The organism is Pseudomonas sp. PA-5-4B, from assembly GCF_021606215.1.
GTDB lineage: Bacteria > Pseudomonadota > Gammaproteobacteria > Pseudomonadales > Pseudomonadaceae > Aquipseudomonas > Aquipseudomonas edaphica.
Window position 1 is genome coordinate 43,574 of record NZ_WKDB01000022.1, and the last position, 16,580, is coordinate 60,153.

Consider the following 16,580-nt stretch of genomic DNA (forward strand, 5'->3'; position numbering starts at 1 on the left):
GAATTTCCCGCTTATGTTTATGGTTTGGCTTGGCTGGTTTTTTATTCGGAAAGCGCTTGAGATGCCCGTTCTAGAGCCTTTCAAAAAATTATTTCAATGGTGTCCAATGGCCTCTAGCGGCTATGCTAGAGTGGATCCAAACAACTTAATGTATCGCCGGTATACGTCTACTCAAAAGGAATGGGGGACTTTTGACATAACCGGACAGGCCACGCTGGGGCTCTATGCGCTATTTGCTGATCTTTTTATTGTGCGGGCTGCCGATGCTCGCCAGCGCCATCGAGTTCAACCCGGATACTCGAAGCCTGCCGCTGGGCCGCGTCATGCAAGTGTTCGAAGACCCAACCGACGCCCTCACCATCGCCGATGTCAGCACTCCCGCCTTCGCCGCCCAGTTCAAACCCCATGACAAAGCCACCCTCAACGCCGGCTATTCACGCTCGGTGTTCTGGCTCAAGGTCGACCTGCATTACACCGCCACTGATCCTCGCGCCCCGCGCACCTGGTTTCTGGAGTTGGCGTACCCGCCGCTTAACCAACTCGACCTGTACCAGCGCGACAGCACCGGCAATTACCGCCTGACTACCCGCACGGGCAGCACCCTGGCGTTTTCCAGCCGTGAAGTGCGCCAGGCCAACTACCTGTTCAAGCTCAATTTCGTGCCTGACCAGCAGCAAACCGTGTACCTGCGCCTGCAAAGCCAAGGCTCGATCCAGGCACCGCTGACGCTATGGTCTGCCACCGCCTACCTGGAGCAACAGCCGCTGCGCCTGTATGTATTGGGGGCGATCTACGGCGTGTTACTGGGGATGCTGGTCTACAACCTGTTCATCTACTTGAGCGTGCGCGACACCAGTTACCTCTTTTACATCCTCTATATCGCTTCGTTCGGCCTCTACCAGCTCTCGGTCAACGGCGTGGCGGTGGAATATTTCTGGCCGAACAATCCGTGGTGGGCGAATGCGGCGGTACCTTTCCTGATCGGTTCGGCGGCGTTGTTCGGGAGCTTGTTCGCGCGCAGTTTCCTGCACACCGCGCAGCACAGCCGCTGGCTTGACCGGGTTTTGCTGGCATTGGCAGCGGCTGGCGCGTTGGTCATGGTGCTGGCGCTGCTGACCAGCTACGCCGTGGCCCTGCGTTTGGCCACAGGTTTGGCGCTGGTGTTTACCGTGACCATCTTTGTGGCCGCCATCAAGGCCTGGTATTGCGGCCAGCGCATGGCGCGTTACTTCATCATCGCCTGGTCGGCGTTCCTGCTGGGCGGGGTGGTCAACACCCTGATGGTGTTGGGCTACCTGCCCAATATGTTCCTCACCATGTACGCCAGCCAGCTCGGCTCGGCCATCGAAGTGGCGCTGTTGTCCCTGGCCCTGGCGGACCGCATCAACGGCATGCGTGAGCAGCAGGCGCAGATCCTGTTCGACGCCAGCCAGAAGCTTGAAGTGCTCAACCAGCAATTGGCGCGCAGTAACCGCCTCAAAGATGAATTCCTCGCCACGCTGACCCACGAACTTCGTACCCCAATGAATGGCGTGATCGGCTCGTTGGAGCTGATGCAGACCGTGCCGCTGGATGACGACCTTACCCAGTACCAGCAAACCGCCGCCGGTTCTGCGCGGGACATGATGCGCATGGTCAACGGCATTCTCACCCTTACCGAATTGCAGGCCGGGCGCCTCACCGCCCATCCCCAGGTCTTCAGCCTGCGGGGCACGCTCGACACCTTGCGCCAGCAATTCACCGCCAGCGCGCACAGCAAAGGCCTGGAGTTTTCTATCGACGTGGCCGATGAACTGCCGGACCGGGTGATTGGCGATGCCGGCAAACTCACTCAATGCCTGGATTGCCTGCTCGACAATGCCTTCAAGTTCACCCACGAAGGTGCGGTGCGCTTGCGCGTGGTGGGTGTGCCGCACAGTGACGGCGAACTGCGCCTGAGCTTCATTGTGACCGACAGCGGCATCGGCTTCGCTTTCCTCGATGAGGCCACGCTGTATCAGCGCTTCTTCCAGGTCGACGGTTCGATGACGCGCGAATACGGCGGCCTGGGCATCGGCCTGGCGATTTGTCGGCAGTTGATCGAACTGCTCGGCGGGCGCCTGACCCATCATTCCGAGCCCCGCAAGGGCAGCCGCTTCCAGTTGGACATGAGCGTCAACCCGGTGCCGCCCGAGCCAAAGCCGGCAACGCACAAACCCCACGCTCAACGAGCGCCCCAGGAATGTACGGTGCTGTTGGTGGACGACAACAGTGTCGGCCAATTGGCGGTACGCGGCATGTTGCTCAAGCTGGGTTATCGGGTGAAAACCGTGGATAACGGCCCGGCCGCCTTGGCGCTTTTTCAGGACCAAACCTTTGATGCGGTGCTGCTGGATATACCCGAGGGCGGCTTCTCGTTGTGCTGTCAGATTCGTGCGCTACCCGGCTGCGGCGAGCTGCCGGTAATTGCCCTGAGCACCTCGCTGCACGCCCCGGATCGAGAGCGTTGTCATGGGGTCGGCATCACCGAACGCCTCAGCAAACCCGTACGTTTCGAGGCGTTGCAAACGGTGCTGGAGCGGCACCTGTTGTGCCCGTTAGAGGGCGAAAGCGCCGAACAATAGGCGGGTATGCCACTTTTTTAAGCCCGATGACGGTGCTTAACTGAAATTCAGGCCTCAACCGCACGTGGCCTATTTTCCAGGAGGCCCGTCATGAACCTGCATCAATTTGCCGAAACCCACGACGTCACCAACCAGCCGCCGTCCCTGGACGGCACCAACCTTTATCGTATCGACCTGCCCCTGCAAGAATGGTCGCGCCGCTTTGGCGCCGGCTGGGCGCAGGCGCGTATTGATGCGTACGGCGCGCTGGCCGGTGGGCCGCTGATGGCGGCCGGGTTCCTGGCGAATCAGAACAAGCCGGTGTTCAACAGCCATGACCGCTACGGCCATCGCATCGACCTGGTGGAATTTCATCCGGCCTATCATGAACTGATGCGCACCGCCGTCGAGCATGGCCTGCCATCGCTGCCGTGGGCGCATCCGCAGCCCGGTGCCCATGTGGCCCGCGCCGCCATGACCTACCTGCACAGCCAGGCCGAAGCCGGCAGCGGTTGCCCGTTGACCATGACCTTCGCCTGCGTCCCGGCCCTGCGCCTGCAACCGGACCTGGCGAAGACCTGGTTGCCGAAAATCCTCAACACCGAATACGACCCACGCAACGTCGGCATCGCCCACAAAGCCGGCGCCACCATCGGCATGGCCATGACCGAAAAGCAAGGCGGCACCGACGTGCGCGCCAACACCACCCGTGCCTATCCCGTGGGCGCCGGCGGCCCCGGCCAAGCCTATGAGCTGGTAGGGCACAAGTGGTTCTGCTCGGCGCCAATGTGCGATGCGTTCCTCACCTTGGCGCAGACTGACAAAGGCCTGACGTGTTTCCTGCTGCCAAGGCATCGCCCGGATGACACCCGCAACCAGTTCTACATCCAGCGCCTGAAAAACAAACTCGGCAATTGCTCCAACGCCTCCAGCGAAGTGGAGTTTCGTGGCGCCCTGGCCTGGATGGTTGGCGAAGAAGGCCGGGGCGTGCCGACCATTATCGAAATGGTCGCCATGACCCGTTTCGACTGCATGGTCGGCTCCAGCGCCTTGATGCGCCAGGCGTTGACCCAGGCCAGCCACCATTGCGCCCATCGCTCAGTCGGCGGCCGCGTGCTCAGTGAACAACCGTTGATGCAAAACGTGCTGGCCGACCTGGCGCTGGAGAGCGAAGCCTCCCTGGCCTTGAGCATGCGCATGGGGCGGGCGCTGGACCATCTGGATAACGAACAGGAAGCCAAATTCGCCCGGCTGGTGACGGCGGTGGGCAAGTATTGGATCTGCAAGCGCGCACCGGCCATGATCAATGAGGCCGCCGAATGCATGGGCGGCGCCGGTTATGTCGAGGACAGTATCCTGCCGCGTCTTTACCGTGAGGCGCCGGTGAATTCGACGTGGGAAGGTTCCGGCAATGTGCAGTGCTTGGACGTGCTGCGGGCATTGTCCAAAGAACCGGGCGTGCTGGAGGCATTGTTTGTCGAACTGGGCGATGGGCATGGCGATAAGCAACTGGCGCGGCATATCGAGCAACTGAAGTCGGCGTTTATGGACACTCAGGACATCCAGTACCGCGCGCGGCAGTTGACCGAGGACATTGCCGTGGCGTTGCAGGCCAAGCTGTTGCTGGAGGCCGGGAATGCGCTGGTCAGTGACGGGTTTATCGCCAGCCGCCTGGGGGCGTCGTCCGGCCGCGTGTACGGCACCTTGCCGCGCGGGGTGGACGTGGCGGCGATCGTTACCCGCTCGACTCCAACCCCCTGACAACACAGGGTCAAACTGTGGGAGCTGGCTTGCCTGCGATGGCGGTGTGTCAGTCCTGCATTTGCTGGCTGGTACACCGCCATCGCAGGCAAGCCAGCTCCCACCTTTCAAAGCATTCCAAACCCGGTGTTTCAGTGAGGCCGGGATACAGGCAAGATAAAGGCCTGCAAGTCAGAACACAGGATGCTTACCGTGACCGAAGCTTTTGTTGTCGTTCAAACCGCTGAAGAAGCCGTGGACCGGCTGGCGGCTCTGCATGAGCGTGCCACTGGCGCGCTTAACCAAGCCCTCAAGCAATACCTCAAGGACCGCGTCGAGCCTGACGCCGAACAACGTGCGCAGTTCCGCTACCCGGAACTGCGCCTGACCTACCACTGCCACGGCGAAGTCCCACAGACCACCCGCGCATACGCCAAGGTGCAATTGCCGGGAACCTACAGTGTCACCGTCACCCATCCGGCGGCGTTCCGTAAGTACCTGCTGGAGCAACTGGTGCCATTGATGCACGACTTCACCGTGACGGTGGAAGTCGGCGTCAGCCAGCAGAATATTCCCTACCCGTATGTGGTGGAGCAGGGTGATGAACTGGCTGGCTCCGGCGTTACTGCCGCGACCCTCGCCCGTGTATTCCCCAGCACCGACTTGTCTGCCGCCACCGACGGCATTGCCGATGGCCTCTACGACTGGGAAAACACCGACCCGCTGCCGCTGGCGTTGTTCGATGCGGCGCGCGTGGACTTTTCCCTGCGCCGGCTGGTGCACTACACCGGCAGCGACTGGCGCCATGTGCAGCCATGGATCCTGCTGACCAACTACCACCGCTATGTTGACCAGTTCATCCTGCATGGCCTGGAGCAACTGCGCAGCGACCCGCGGTTTATTCGCATGGTGCTGCCGGGTAACGTGATCATCGACAAGAGCATGGACCACGGTGAAGCGTCGGCCATTGCCGCAGGCGTGGTCTGGCATCGCTACCAGATGCCGGCCTATCACTTGCAGGCCGCCGACGGCCACGGTGTGACGCTGGTGAACATCGGCGTTGGCCCGTCCAACGCCAAAAACATCACCGACCACCTGGCCGTGCTGCGCCCGCATTGCTGGCTGATGATCGGCCACTGCGGTGGCCTGCGCCAATCCCAGACCATCGGCGACTACGTATTGGCTCACGCCTATATGCGCCGCGACGGGATTCTCGACCGCGTCGTGCCGCCGAATATCCCGATCCCGGCGCTGGCCGAAGTGCAGATGGCCTTGCAGCAAGCCGCTGCCAATGTCACCGGCGAGAAAGGCGAAGAGCTGAAAAAGCGCCTGCGCACCGGCACCGTGCTGACCTACGACGACCGCAACTGGGAACTGCGCTGGGCGCAAGAGCGCCCACTGATCAACCTGTCCCGCGCTGTGGCGGTGGACATGGAAAGCGGCACCATCGCGGCCCAAGGCTACCGTTTGCGGGTTCCGTACGGCACTTTGCTGTGCGTGTCGGACAAGCCGCTGCACAGCGAGATCAAGCTGCCGGGTTCGGCCAACGCGTTTTATGAGCGTGCGGTCAGCCAGCACTTGAAAATCGGCATCGAGGCGGTGGATTTGTTGCGCACCGAACTCAACTCGCTGCACTCGCGCAAACTGCGCAGTTTCGACGAGCCGCCGTTCCGCTAAGCGGTTGGGATGGTCATTTAGCGGTCAGGCCACTAGCATTGTCGGTCCTGACCGTTAGATGTTCCTTTGCCATGTCCCGTCCTGCCCGCCCCGATTCGCGCCGCCCTGGCGTGAAACCCCCGTACTCCGCAACGCGGCGTGTCGCCAAGGCGCCACCGGCCGAGCCGAAGTTGATCCTGTTCAACAAGCCCTTCGATGTGCTGACCCAGTTCAGCGACGAAGGTGGGCGCGCGACCCTCAAGGATTTTATCGATATCCCCGGCATCTACCCGGCCGGTCGCCTGGACCGTGACAGTGAGGGGCTGTTGCTGCTGACCAACGATGGCCAGTTACAGGCGCGCATTGCCGACCCCAAGCACAAGCTGGCGAAAACCTACTGGGTGCAAGTTGAGGGTGAGCCCACCGAAGAGCAGCTGCAGCGCCTGCGTGACGGTGTGGAGCTTAATGACGGCATGACCTTGCCCGCCGAAGCGCGGCAGTTGGACGAGCCCGAACTGTGGCCGCGCAACCCGCCGGTGCGCTTTCGCAAAAGCGTGCCGACGCACTGGCTGGAGCTGGTCATTCGTGAGGGGCGTAACCGCCAGGTCCGGCGCATGACCGCTGCGGTGGGCTTGCCCACCTTGCGCCTGGTGCGCGTGCGTATTGGTGACTGGTCGATTGATGGCCTGGACCAGGGCCAATGGAAGGCAGTGCCGGCGCGTTTATAAAGCGCCGGACTCGATCAGGCCGATCACCACGCTCTTGATGATGAACGCGGCCACGCCCAGGCCCAGCACAAAAAACAGGATGAACGACCCAAAGCGTCCGGCCTTGGATTTTTTCGCCAGGTCCCAGACGATAAAGCCCATGAAGATGATCAGGATGGTGACCAGGCCGGTCATCATCCATTCTTCAAAGAGGGCGGGGTCGATGTTGTTCATGGGGATTTTTTCCGACAGGGCAGGCGGGAAGTATAAAGCAGGGCTTCAGGCACAACATTGACCTGCGTCGTAACGCGGTCGATGTGGGAGCTGGCTTGCCTGCGATAGCGGTAGATCAGTGGCATATCCTTAGCTGACACACCGCTATCGCAGGCAAGCCAGCTCCCACAGGGGATCACCAGTGTGCTTGAGGTCAGGTACGCAGGTGCGTCAACGGCAGCTCGGTGCTGTTGAGCACCTGGTTGAGCACAAAGCTCGACCTTACGCTGGTTACGCCTTCAATCCGGGTCAAATGCCCCAGCAGCAATTTCTGGTAGTGGTCCATGTCCGGCACCACCACTTTCAACTGATAGTCCGCATCCATCCCGGTGACTAAACTGCATTCCAGCACTTGCGGCAGGGTGCGGATCGCTGCTTCGAAATTCTCGAAACGCTCCGGCGTGTGACGGTCCATGCCGATCAGCACATAGGCTGTAAGGCTCAGGCCCAGCATCTTGCGGTCGAGCAGTGCAACCTGGCGTGAGATGTAGCCGTCGTCTTCCAACTGCTTGACCCGGCGTGAGCACGGCGACGGCGACAGGCCGATGCGTTCGGCCAACTCCTGGTTGGAGATCCTCGCGTCGCGCTGCAATTCAGCCAAAATACTCAGGTCGTATCGGTCAAGCTTGCTCATTGGGTTGGCCTTTGTCGTAACTATTGCGGTGAATTATCTATGAAGGGTTAAAAATTGCGCAAGCACTGTTTATTGACGCAATCTTCGCAATCATCTGTCGGACGTTGGCCTGTATCTTTATCAACAGAATCACCGCCTGGACAACAGTCCACTGCAGTTGGCCCAATCAGGCCTGCTGCGGCCGCCGCCCCAGCAGGGTTGAGCCGGCCTCCAGGCTGCACACTGTCCACAAGACGGCGTGAGGTGAGCCAACGTCAAAAGCGTTGAGCCAGGACGAAATTCTCAAGGGGCGGCCGACGGGTCGCCCCTTTTTCTTTGTCTGCGCTTTTAGCTCAAAAAATACTTCTCGTGACTGATAACCTGTCTCAGAACCGGGTGAGGCTTTTCCAGTCTCATGCAGTAAGGCCGGACATTCCAGGCCCTAATCCGCAGTGAGGAATAGCATGAAGCGCATCTGGCGTATGGCAGGTGTAGGTTTGCTGATGGTGAGCGTCGGCACACAAGTAATGGCCGATGACCCGCGCTATGAAGGCGGTGGTCAGCATGAAAGAGGCCCGGAAGGCGGGCGCGGCAATGAACAGGCGCGACCACAAAATAATCAACCGCGCCCACAGAACACTCAACCGCGCCCACAGAACACTCAACCGCGTCCGGAAAACAACCAGCCGCGCCCACAGAACCCGCATGTTGATCGCGCCGAGCAACAGCAGCACGGCGGTGGGCAGTGGCAAGGCCGCCCGCAAAATGCCGAGCAACCGCGGCCGGCACCGCAGCCTGCGAACAACCTGCCGATCCAGGGCCGCCCGGACACCGTGCGCCAAACCCAGGAACCCCGCCAGGGCTACTATCAGGACATCCCGCGCCGTAACGATGGCAACCAGCACTGGCAGACCGGCAATGGCCCAGGCCCGCGTCCGGGCGGCGGCTTCAATAATGGTCACCCGAACGACAACCGCTGGCCGGGTCGCCCCAATGGGCATGGCAACGGCTGGGGGCCAGGCCCGCAATATCGTCCCGGTTACACCGTCGACCGCTTCCCGGACCGCAATTACCGTGTGCCTTACCGTGGCCAGGATTACTTCTTCTCCGGCGGCTACTGGTATCGCCCGCAAGGCCCGCGCTATGTGGTGGTGACGCCGCCCTACGGGATCCGTGTGCAATACCTGCCGGACTACGCCCGTGAAGTGTGGGTGGGCAGCGCGCTGTTCTTCCTCGCGGCGGGTTCCTACTACACCTATGAAAACGCTACCCAGCAATACGTCGTGGTGCAGCCGCCTACCGAAGTACCGGCGCCGCAACCCGCGCCGCAGGGCAACGGTTATGACGTGGTGGCCTACCCGGCCAACGGCCAGTCACCGGCCCAGGTACAGCAGGACGGCTACGACTGTTATCGCTGGGCAGTGCAGCAAAGCGGTTTCGACCCACGCACCGTCACTTATGCCCCGGACCCGGCGGTGGTGCAAACCTACCGCCAGGCCCAGGGCAACTGCCTGACCAGTCGCGGCTATCAGGTGCAGTACTAGGCCTTGTTACCCGTGACCACTTCCCGCGGGTCGGCGTGCACCAGCACTTCGGCGCGTGGGTAAGCCTTGTGAATGGCATCGGCGGCCTGGTCGCTGATGCCGTGGGCCACTGACAGGGTCAATTCCCCCGGCAACTCCAGGTGCAACTGCACAAACCAGTGGCTGCCGGAAATGCGCGTGCGCAAATCATGCGCGCCCAGCACGCCCGGCACACTGCGCGCCAATTCCAGCATGTGCTGGCTGACATCCGGCGGCAGTTCTTCATCCATCAACACGGCAAAGCTCTCGCGGGCGATCTGGATCGCGCTCCACAGGATATACGCGGCAATGCCGAGGCCGAACCACGCATCCACCTGATGAAAGCCGAACCCTGCCAACACCAGTGCCACCAGAATGCTGCCGTTGAGCATCAAGTCGGAGCGATAGTGCAGTGAGTCGGCGCGCACGGCATTGGAGCCGGTTTCGCGGATCACCCGGTGTTGCAGCATCAGCAGCGCCACGGTCATCACCAGCGAAAAAACGATGACGCCAATGCTCAGCCACGGCGCACCGACCGGCTCCGGGTGCAGCAAGCGCTGGTACGCCTGGAATGCAATCAACACTGCACTGCCGGCGATAAACAACGCCTGGGCCATGCCCGACAGCGATTCGGCCTTGCCATGCCCATAACGGTGATCGTCATCGGCCGGGCGCAGTGCGTAATGCACCGCCAGCAAGTTCAGCAGCGACGTAATGCCATCGAGCAGCGAGTCGGTCAACCCGGCGAGCATGCTCACCGAGCCACTGAACCACCAGGCGATGGCCTTGGTGATAATCAGCGCACAGGCCACGCCCACCGAGGCGCGGGTGGCCAGGCGCAGGAGCCTGGCGTGTTCGGGGCTGCTGGTCATACGAATCCTTAAGCGGCAGGTTGCAGGCCCAGGGACGCGAGCTGTTGCACGCTGCCCTTGAACTGGATCATGCGCGGATCGTCCAGCGGTAGCTTGCGGCCGGTTTCTTTTTCAATGATGGATTGCAGCTTGGCGTTGTCGACTTTGCCGTCGGCGCCAATGGCTTCATGCAGCTTCTCGGGTGCGACTTGGGCGGTCTTGCCCGGTTCGAAGTAGATGGCGCCGGTGGCGAAGTCCACGCCAAAGGCGATCAGGCCCGGGATTACATAAAACAGCAGGCCTACGGCGTCGAGCACGGCAATGGCCGGGTCGATCTTGCCGTCGATCTGGCCACGCCGGTCCGGGTAGAAAATCGAGCCGCAGGCCGTCAGTTGGCTCAGCAGGGTGACGGCGAGGACACCGCCGATAACACGGGAAGCGATACGCATAAAATGCTCCTGAACACGGTTGATACGAAACTATATGACAATTCTGTCGAGCCACGCCGCTCTAATGTGGGAGCTGGCAAGCCAGCTCTCACATTTGCCTGCATTCCAATTAAGGACGAACGTTCGCCGTTATACTCGCCGCTCTGCTTTGGAGCCAGTATGAATTCGTTGCCGATTGATGATGTTTTACCCGCCCTGCGTGACGCCTTGGCGAATCGCCATGAGGCCGTGCTGGAAGCGCCGCCCGGTGCCGGTAAAACCACCCGCGTACCGTTGGCTTTATTGAATGAGCCTTGGCTGGCCGGGCAAACCATCCTGATGCTCGAACCTCGGCGCCTCGCCGCGCGTGCGGCAGCCGAACGCCTGGCCAGTGAGCTGGGTGAAAAAGTCGGTGAGACCGTCGGCTACCGCATCCGCTTGGACAGCAAAGTCGGCCCCAACACCCGCATCGAAGTGGTCACCGAAGGCATTCTCACGCGCCGGCTGCAGGACGATCCGGCACTGGACGGCGTGGGTTTGCTGATTTTTGACGAGTTCCACGAACGCAGCCTCGACGCCGACCTGGCACTGGCCCTGAGCCTCAACGGCCGCGAGCTGTTTCGCGACGAGCAACCGCTGAAAATCCTGCTGATGTCCGCCACCCTCGAAGGCGAGCGCCTGGCCGGCTTGCTGAACGATGCGCCGATCCTGCGCAGCGAAGGGCGCATGTTCCCGGTGCAGATGCGCTGGGGGCGGCCGTACCAGGCCGGTGAATTTATCGAGCCGCGCGTGGTGCAGACCGTCCTCGACGCGGTGCAGGACCAAACGGGCAGTATTCTGGTGTTTCTGCCGGGGCAGGCCGAGATTCGCCGGGTCAATCAACAGCTGGCCGACGCCTTGGGTGATCGCCCTGATGTGCTGTTGTGCCCGCTGCATGGCGAACTCGACCTCAACGCCCAGCGCGCCGCCATCGACCCGGCGCCGGTCGGCAAGCGCAAAGTGGTGCTGGCCACCAACATTGCCGAGACCAGCCTGACCATCAATGGCGTGCGCGTGGTGATCGACGCCGGGCTGGCGCGGGTGCCGCGTTTCGACCCCGGCAGCGGCATGACCCGCCTCGACACCCAACGCATCTCCCGCGCCAGTGCCACCCAGCGTGCCGGCCGGGCAGGGCGCCTGGAGCCGGGCGTGTGTTATCGCCTGTGGTCTGAAGATCAGCACGAAGGTTTGGCCGCCTATGGCAGCGCGGAAATTCTCGCCGCCGACCTGGCGGGCCTCGCCTTGCAACTGGCGCGCTGGGGCGTGACGCCCACGCAACTGGTGTGGCTGGATGTGCCGCCGACCGCCGCATATGCCCAGGCCCAGGATTTGCTGGTGCGCCTCGGCGCGTTAAACGACGACACACTCACTGCCCATGGCCAGAAAATGGCGGAGTTGCCCGCTCACCCGCGCATCGCCCACTTGTTGCTGCGCGGCCAGGACCTGGGGCTGGCCGCGACCGCTTGTGATGTGGCGGCCTTATTGGGGGAGCGCGATATCTTGCGCGGCGGCGGCGCGGATTTGCACAGCCGCCTGGCATTGATGTCGGGCGAAGAACGCGCGCGTGGCACCCAGGGCGGCGTGCAGCGGGCCAAGCAACTGGCCCGTCAGTACCGGGGCTACTTGCGCGGCCAGCCGACTCAAGCTGTGGCCGACCCTGACCACCCGCGTTGGCTCGGCGTCTTGTTGGCGTTGGCTTATCCGGACCGCGTCGCTCAGCAACGCCGCCCCGGTGGCGCCGAATATCGCCTGGCCAATGGCCGCGCCGCGCTGTTCGCCGAGGCCGACAGCCTGATGAAACAACCTTGGCTGGTGATCGCCGACCTTGGCAGCCGCCAGGGCCAGCGCGAAGAGCGCATCTACCTCGCGGCGGATTTTGACCCGGCGCTGTTCGACAGCGTGCTGGCCGAGCAAGTGCGCAACGTCGACCAACTGGACTGGGATGAACGCGAAGGCGTATTGCGGGCCGAACGCCAGCGCAAAGTCGGTGAGTTGGTACTAAGCCGTGAACCGCTGACCGGCCTGGATGAGTCCGCGCGCAGCCAGGCGTTGGTGAACCTAGTGCGCCGCAAAGGCCTGGAGCTGCTGCCGTGGACGCCCGAACTGCGCCAGTGGCAGGCGCGCGTCATGCTGCTGCGCCAGCTGGATGCGGGTAAAACCAGCGAATGGCCGGATATCAGCGACAAAGCCTTGCTGGCCGATTTGGAACATTGGCTGATGCCTTACCTGGGCAAAGTCTCGCGCCTGAGCCATTTTTCTAATTTGGATATTTCCAGCTTCCTGCACAACCTGCTGCCCTGGCCGCTGCCCCAACGCCTGGACGAGCTGGCGCCACAGCATGTGAAAGTGCCATCGGGTTCGTCGGTGCGCTTGGACTACAGCGAACAGCCGCCGATTCTGGCGGTGCGCCTGCAGGAATTGTTCGGGCTGGCGGACACGCCGCGCATTGCCGGTGGGCGCCAAGTGGTCAAGCTGCACCTGCTGTCCCCGGCACGTCGGCCGGTGCAGGTGACGCAGGACCTGGCGAACTTCTGGCGCAGTACCTATGCCGAAGTGAAGAAGGATTTGAAAGGAAGATACCCCAAGCATTACTGGCCGGATGACCCCTTGGTGGCCGAACCCACCGCCCGGATCAAACCCCGAAAGTAGGTGATGTGAAGATCCAATGTGGGAGCTGGCTTGCCTGCGATACAGACGACTCGGTCTGTCCCTTTCACCGAGGCGATGCTATCGCAGGCAAGCCAGCTCCCACAAAAACCAGCTCCCGCAGGGGAATTGTGGGTTATTGCGCGGCCGGCAGCAGGAACCGGGCGATCACGGGTAGGTGGTTGGAGATACGCAGTGTGTCGTCTTGGCGCACCTTGGCCTCCACCCGCTTGATCCTTGGGCTGTAGAACAAATAATCCAAGGTCCTATCCGGCCCATCCACACTCGGGTCATTGGGGAAGTGCGTCAGCCACTTCGCCCGGTCAATCCCACTGGATTCGCTGTTACTCGGGATCATCGGGTACTTATCCCACAACAAATGCAGCTCACTGTCCGGCGAATACTGCCCGCGCTTGCCCGCATCCAGGCGCAGGAATTGCCCCAGCGGCAGCAAATTGAAATCCCCGCCAATCAACCATGGCGTGCCACGGCCTTCGAACTTGTCCAGCAGTTTTACCGTGGCTTTTACCTGCTCCTGCACGGCGGAACGCCCAGGCTTATCGCCATCCAGGCGCGTATTCAGCACGGCCAGTTGGCCACCATCGCTCAGCGGCAGGTAGGTGAGCAGCAACGCCGGTTTAGGCTGGAACTGGCGGCTGATGAAGTTGGCCGGGGACACCGGCAATTGCAGGCGCTCGGCGTGTTCGATTTGGTAGCGGCTCAGCGTGACGAGCTTGCGGCCGACGCTGCCGAAGATATGCAGGTTGGGCACAAAGTCGGCTTTCCAGTCGAACGCCTGGGCGCTGCAGGGGTAAAGGTCGACCAGGCGCTCCTGGAGCAACGCCACTTGGTCCTGATAGTGAGAGGACTTGGCGCCTTCATCGAGTTCCTGCAGCAACAGGATGTCGGGCTGTTCGTCGCGAATCGCGCGAGCCACTTCGTCCAGGCTGAAGGCCATGTCTTCCACAGTGGGTCGATCGTCCGGGCCTTTGCCGTCGGGGCTGTCGTACCAGAACACATAGTTCTTGCCGGCCAGGTATTGCACGTTCCAGGTCATGACCTTGAGCGCCTGCCCCGGCAGCAGGGTCGGCGCACGTGGCGCCACGCAGCTGACGGGCAGGGTCTGCTTGTCGACGGGGCGCCAGGTCAGGCTATAGATCAGGGCCGCGAGCAGGCCCGCGATGATCAACAGGCTCAGCAGTGTGATGCGCAATAAACGGGTCATTGGCTCGGCTTATAGCGTTATCAGAGGTGGCACGGAGCATATCACCGTGCGTCGGCATCGCCACCGATCAGCATAAACAAACGGAAAAGTACCACGCTGGTAAACAGTTGCAGGAAGCTGTGGGCGCTGTCGATCAGCAAGCCCAGCAGCGGCGCGGGGTTGGGGTACACCGCCACGCTCGCGCCCTTGAGCAGCCACAACGGCGTCATCACGCACAGCAGGCACACCAGGATTCGCCAGAAATGCCCACGGGTCAGACGGAAACTTTCCTTCATCGCCTCCAGCGCCGACATGCCGCGCAACACCAGCAGGTACTCGGCAAACGCCAGCACCACCATCAGCCACAGGCCCGGCAGGAAGTACAGCGACAGCCCCAGCAGAATCAACAAGGTGCTGACCGCCGTCAGCAGGGCGAAACGCGGCCACATGGCCAGGGCCATGGCCCACACATCTTTAGTGCTGGGCGACTCACCACGGGTGCGCGCATCCAGAAACAGGATCAAGGCGCCGGTGTACAGCGGGTACACCAACAACCCGACGACCACGCTGTAACCGGGAAACGCATCCGGGCCCAGTGTGTGGTCGAGCACCTGTTGCAGCAGGGCTTCGAGGATCACCAACGGCAGGCACAGCTGGACGATGGCGCCCAGGTTGCGTTGGGTGAAACGGAGGGAGTCGCGCAATACGTCTAACGGATTCATCAGGTTCATCACAGCCCTAAAAGCAAGGCCAACACTTTAACCGATCATGACGAGAGGTAAGCAAACGTAAACCTTGCGTAAAGATCATTGAAACGTCTGGTAACACCCCCATAACTAAGCTGTAGCTCACTTGATCACAGGCGGGCCCATGATTTCTACCGGCAATCTAACGAGGTCGCCATGAACAGCGAAGAGCAAACCCTGATCGATGGACTGTTTTCACGGTTGCAACAAGCCGAAACGGACTCAGCCCCCCGCGACGCCCTGGCCGAAGCGCGGATCAAGGAGCACATGACTCGCCAACCGGCCGCCGGGTACTACATGATCCAGTCGATCCTGGTGCAAGAGCACGCGATCAAGAGTCTCGACGCGCAGAACAAGCAACAGGCGCAGCAGATCCAGCAATTGCAGGATGAGCTGCAACAGGCCCGCGCGCAGTCGGCGCAACCGGCACCGAGCAGTGGTGGCTTCCTGTCGAGTATCTTCGGCGGTGGCGCCTCCCGTGACACGCAGCCTGCACAGAGCGCACCGCCTTCTTCCGGCGGCGGCTGGCGTGAACCGGCGCGGCCATCGTTCGGCCAGCCTGCACCGCAACAGAACTACGGTGCCCCGCAGCAAAACTATCAACAGCCACAGCAAGCACCCGCCGCGCCTATCGGCAGTGGTTTCCTCGGTGGCGCGTTGAAAACCGCCGCCGGTGTGGCCGGTGGTGTGATGTTGGCCGAAGGCATCAGCAGCCTGTTCAGCCACAACTCGCAGCAGCCGCAGGTGGTGGAAGAAATCATCCGCGAAGAACCGGCACCGGCCAGCGACAACGGCAACTGGGGCAATGACGACCAGAAGTTTGCCGGCAATGACAGCTGGGGCAATGACAACTCATCCGACAGCTTCGCAGACAGCGACTACTCCGACGATTCCTCCTCCTTCGGCGACGACGACTCCTTCGTCTGACCCACCTTCAACCGGGGCGCTTCGTCGCCCCGGGCTGATTTTTCGCTGAAACTTTCCCATGGCTGTCATACTGGCAGCCTTTCCGGGCCGTGGCGCCTGGCTGTCATGAGGAAGTGCGGTGAAAAAAATTGCAGTGTTCGCCGATGTACAAAACCTCTACTACACCGTGCGCCAGGCGTATGGCTGCCACTTCAACTATGCGGCGCTGTGGGCGGACATCAGCTCGCGCGGGCAGATCGTCGAGGCCTACGCCTACGCCATCGACCGTGGCGACAGCAAGCAGCAGCAATTCCAGCAGATCCTGCGCAACCTGGGCTTTACGGTAAAACTCAAACCCTACATCCAGCGCGCCGACGGCTCGGCCAAGGGCGACTGGGACGTGGGTATCACCCTCGATATCATGGACGCCGCCGACCACGTTGACGAAGTGGTACTGGCTTCCGGCGACGGTGATTTCGACATGCTGCTCGAACGCATCATCCAAAAGCACGGCGTTGAAGCCGTGGCCTACGGCGTGCCGGGGCTGACGGCCAACTCGCTGATACGCGCCGCCAGCCGCTACGTGCCCATCGAAGGCGCGCTGCTGCTTAAGTAAGCGCTCAGGCT

14 protein-coding genes are annotated in these 16,580 nt (G+C 61.8%); 8 read left to right on the forward strand and 6 right to left on the reverse strand.

The window, feature by feature from the left end; translation table 11 throughout:
- Positions 1-224: 224 nt before the first annotated feature.
- From GIW28_RS13145 to GIW28_RS13160, 4 genes are all read left to right on the forward strand, one after another.
- Positions 225-2,603: a hybrid sensor histidine kinase/response regulator gene (locus tag GIW28_RS13145; RefSeq protein ID WP_138450947.1), complete on the forward strand. Its 2,379-nt coding sequence runs from the start codon at positions 225-227 to the stop codon at positions 2,601-2,603.
- Between the two features lie 90 nt (positions 2,604-2,693).
- Positions 2,694-4,343 (forward strand): acyl-CoA dehydrogenase family protein, encoded by a 1,650-nt coding sequence (locus GIW28_RS13150; RefSeq protein WP_099547594.1) that lies wholly within the window; start codon positions 2,694-2,696, stop codon positions 4,341-4,343.
- Positions 4,344-4,526: 183 nt separating this feature from the next.
- Complete coding sequence (gene amn / locus GIW28_RS13155) at positions 4,527-5,999, forward strand: AMP nucleosidase (protein WP_169987367.1); 1,473 nt, start codon at positions 4,527-4,529, stop codon at positions 5,997-5,999.
- A 71-nt stretch (positions 6,000-6,070) separates the two neighbouring features.
- Positions 6,071-6,706 carry a pseudouridine synthase gene (locus GIW28_RS13160; RefSeq protein WP_017139357.1) on the forward strand — a complete coding sequence of 212 codons (636 nt, stop codon included), beginning with the start codon at positions 6,071-6,073 and terminating at the stop codon, positions 6,704-6,706.
- Here GIW28_RS13160 and GIW28_RS13165 read toward each other — a convergent pair.
- Together GIW28_RS13165 and GIW28_RS13170 are read right to left on the reverse strand one after the other, a co-directional pair.
- Positions 6,701-6,910 carry a DUF2788 domain-containing protein gene (locus GIW28_RS13165; RefSeq protein WP_025999909.1) on the reverse strand — a complete coding sequence of 70 codons (210 nt, stop codon included), beginning with the start codon at positions 6,908-6,910 and terminating at the stop codon, positions 6,701-6,703. The genes GIW28_RS13160 and GIW28_RS13165 overlap by 6 nt on opposite strands.
- Before the next feature lie 202 nt (positions 6,911-7,112).
- Entirely contained in the window at positions 7,113-7,592 is a 480-nt protein-coding gene (locus tag GIW28_RS13170) for an Lrp/AsnC family transcriptional regulator (RefSeq protein WP_003176264.1), read from the reverse strand.
- A 443-nt stretch (positions 7,593-8,035) separates the two neighbouring features.
- On the opposite strand from GIW28_RS13170, the gene GIW28_RS13175 reads away from it, so the two are divergent.
- Positions 8,036-9,115, forward strand: a complete 1,080-nt coding sequence (locus GIW28_RS13175) for a DUF6515 family protein (protein WP_170038080.1) — start codon at positions 8,036-8,038, stop codon at positions 9,113-9,115.
- Here GIW28_RS13175 and GIW28_RS13180 read toward each other — a convergent pair.
- Together GIW28_RS13180 and GIW28_RS13185 are read right to left on the reverse strand one after the other, a co-directional pair.
- Entirely contained in the window at positions 9,112-10,005 is an 894-nt protein-coding gene (locus GIW28_RS13180; RefSeq protein WP_017139355.1) for a cation diffusion facilitator family transporter, read from the reverse strand. The genes GIW28_RS13175 and GIW28_RS13180 overlap by 4 nt on opposite strands.
- 8 nt (positions 10,006-10,013) lie before the next feature.
- Positions 10,014-10,433: a hypothetical protein gene (locus GIW28_RS13185; protein WP_017139354.1), complete on the reverse strand. Its 420-nt coding sequence runs from the start codon at positions 10,431-10,433 to the stop codon at positions 10,014-10,016.
- 159 nt (positions 10,434-10,592) lie between these two features.
- Between GIW28_RS13185 and hrpB the strand changes: the two genes are divergently transcribed.
- Entirely contained in the window at positions 10,593-13,100 is a 2,508-nt protein-coding gene (hrpB, locus tag GIW28_RS13190; protein ID WP_236446261.1) for an ATP-dependent helicase HrpB, read from the forward strand.
- Between the two features lie 133 nt (positions 13,101-13,233).
- Here hrpB and GIW28_RS13195 read toward each other — a convergent pair whose 3' ends face one another.
- Together GIW28_RS13195 and GIW28_RS13200 are read right to left on the reverse strand one after the other, a co-directional pair.
- Positions 13,234-14,322, reverse strand: coding sequence for an endonuclease/exonuclease/phosphatase family protein (locus GIW28_RS13195; protein WP_236446258.1), 1,089 nt, complete (start codon positions 14,320-14,322; stop codon positions 13,234-13,236).
- Positions 14,323-14,363: 41 nt separating this feature from the next.
- Positions 14,364-15,023 carry a YciC family protein gene (locus GIW28_RS13200; RefSeq protein WP_026013864.1) on the reverse strand — a complete coding sequence of 220 codons (660 nt, stop codon included), beginning with the start codon at positions 15,021-15,023 and terminating at the stop codon, positions 14,364-14,366.
- Between the two features lie 180 nt (positions 15,024-15,203).
- Here GIW28_RS13200 and GIW28_RS13205 point away from each other — a divergent pair, with 180 nt between their 5' ends.
- The gene (locus GIW28_RS13205) at positions 15,204-15,974 is read left to right on the forward strand and encodes a DUF2076 domain-containing protein (protein WP_236446229.1); all 771 of its coding nucleotides are present in this window, start codon (positions 15,204-15,206) and stop codon (positions 15,972-15,974) included.
- Positions 15,975-16,092: 118 nt separating this feature from the next.
- Entirely contained in the window at positions 16,093-16,569 is a 477-nt protein-coding gene (locus GIW28_RS13210) for a LabA-like NYN domain-containing protein (RefSeq protein ID WP_017139349.1), read from the forward strand.
- Positions 16,570-16,580 lie beyond the last annotated feature (11 nt).

Excerpts from the sequence above, each read along its gene's own strand:
- GIW28_RS13200 (WP_026013864.1), bottom strand. The coding sequence starts at position 15,023 with ATGAATCCGTTAGACGTATTGCGCGACTCCCTCCGTTTCACCCAACGC.
- hrpB (WP_236446261.1), top strand. The coding sequence starts at position 10,593 with ATGAATTCGTTGCCGATTGATGATGTTTTACCCGCCCTGCGTGACGCC.
- GIW28_RS13185 (WP_017139354.1), bottom strand. The coding sequence starts at position 10,433 with ATGCGTATCGCTTCCCGTGTTATCGGCGGTGTCCTCGCCGTCACCCTG.
- GIW28_RS13145 (WP_138450947.1), top strand. The coding sequence starts at position 225 with ATGCGCTATTTGCTGATCTTTTTATTGTGCGGGCTGCCGATGCTCGCC.
- GIW28_RS13205 (WP_236446229.1), top strand. The coding sequence starts at position 15,204 with ATGAACAGCGAAGAGCAAACCCTGATCGATGGACTGTTTTCACGGTTG.
- GIW28_RS13175 (WP_170038080.1), top strand. The coding sequence starts at position 8,036 with ATGAAGCGCATCTGGCGTATGGCAGGTGTAGGTTTGCTGATGGTGAGC.
- GIW28_RS13180 (WP_017139355.1), bottom strand. The coding sequence starts at position 10,005 with ATGACCAGCAGCCCCGAACACGCCAGGCTCCTGCGCCTGGCCACCCGC.
- GIW28_RS13160 (WP_017139357.1), top strand. The coding sequence starts at position 6,071 with ATGTCCCGTCCTGCCCGCCCCGATTCGCGCCGCCCTGGCGTGAAACCC.
- GIW28_RS13170 (WP_003176264.1), bottom strand. The coding sequence starts at position 7,592 with ATGAGCAAGCTTGACCGATACGACCTGAGTATTTTGGCTGAATTGCAG.
- GIW28_RS13150 (WP_099547594.1), top strand. The coding sequence starts at position 2,694 with ATGAACCTGCATCAATTTGCCGAAACCCACGACGTCACCAACCAGCCG.
- amn (WP_169987367.1), top strand. The coding sequence starts at position 4,527 with ATGCTTACCGTGACCGAAGCTTTTGTTGTCGTTCAAACCGCTGAAGAA.
- GIW28_RS13195 (WP_236446258.1), bottom strand. The coding sequence starts at position 14,322 with ATGACCCGTTTATTGCGCATCACACTGCTGAGCCTGTTGATCATCGCG.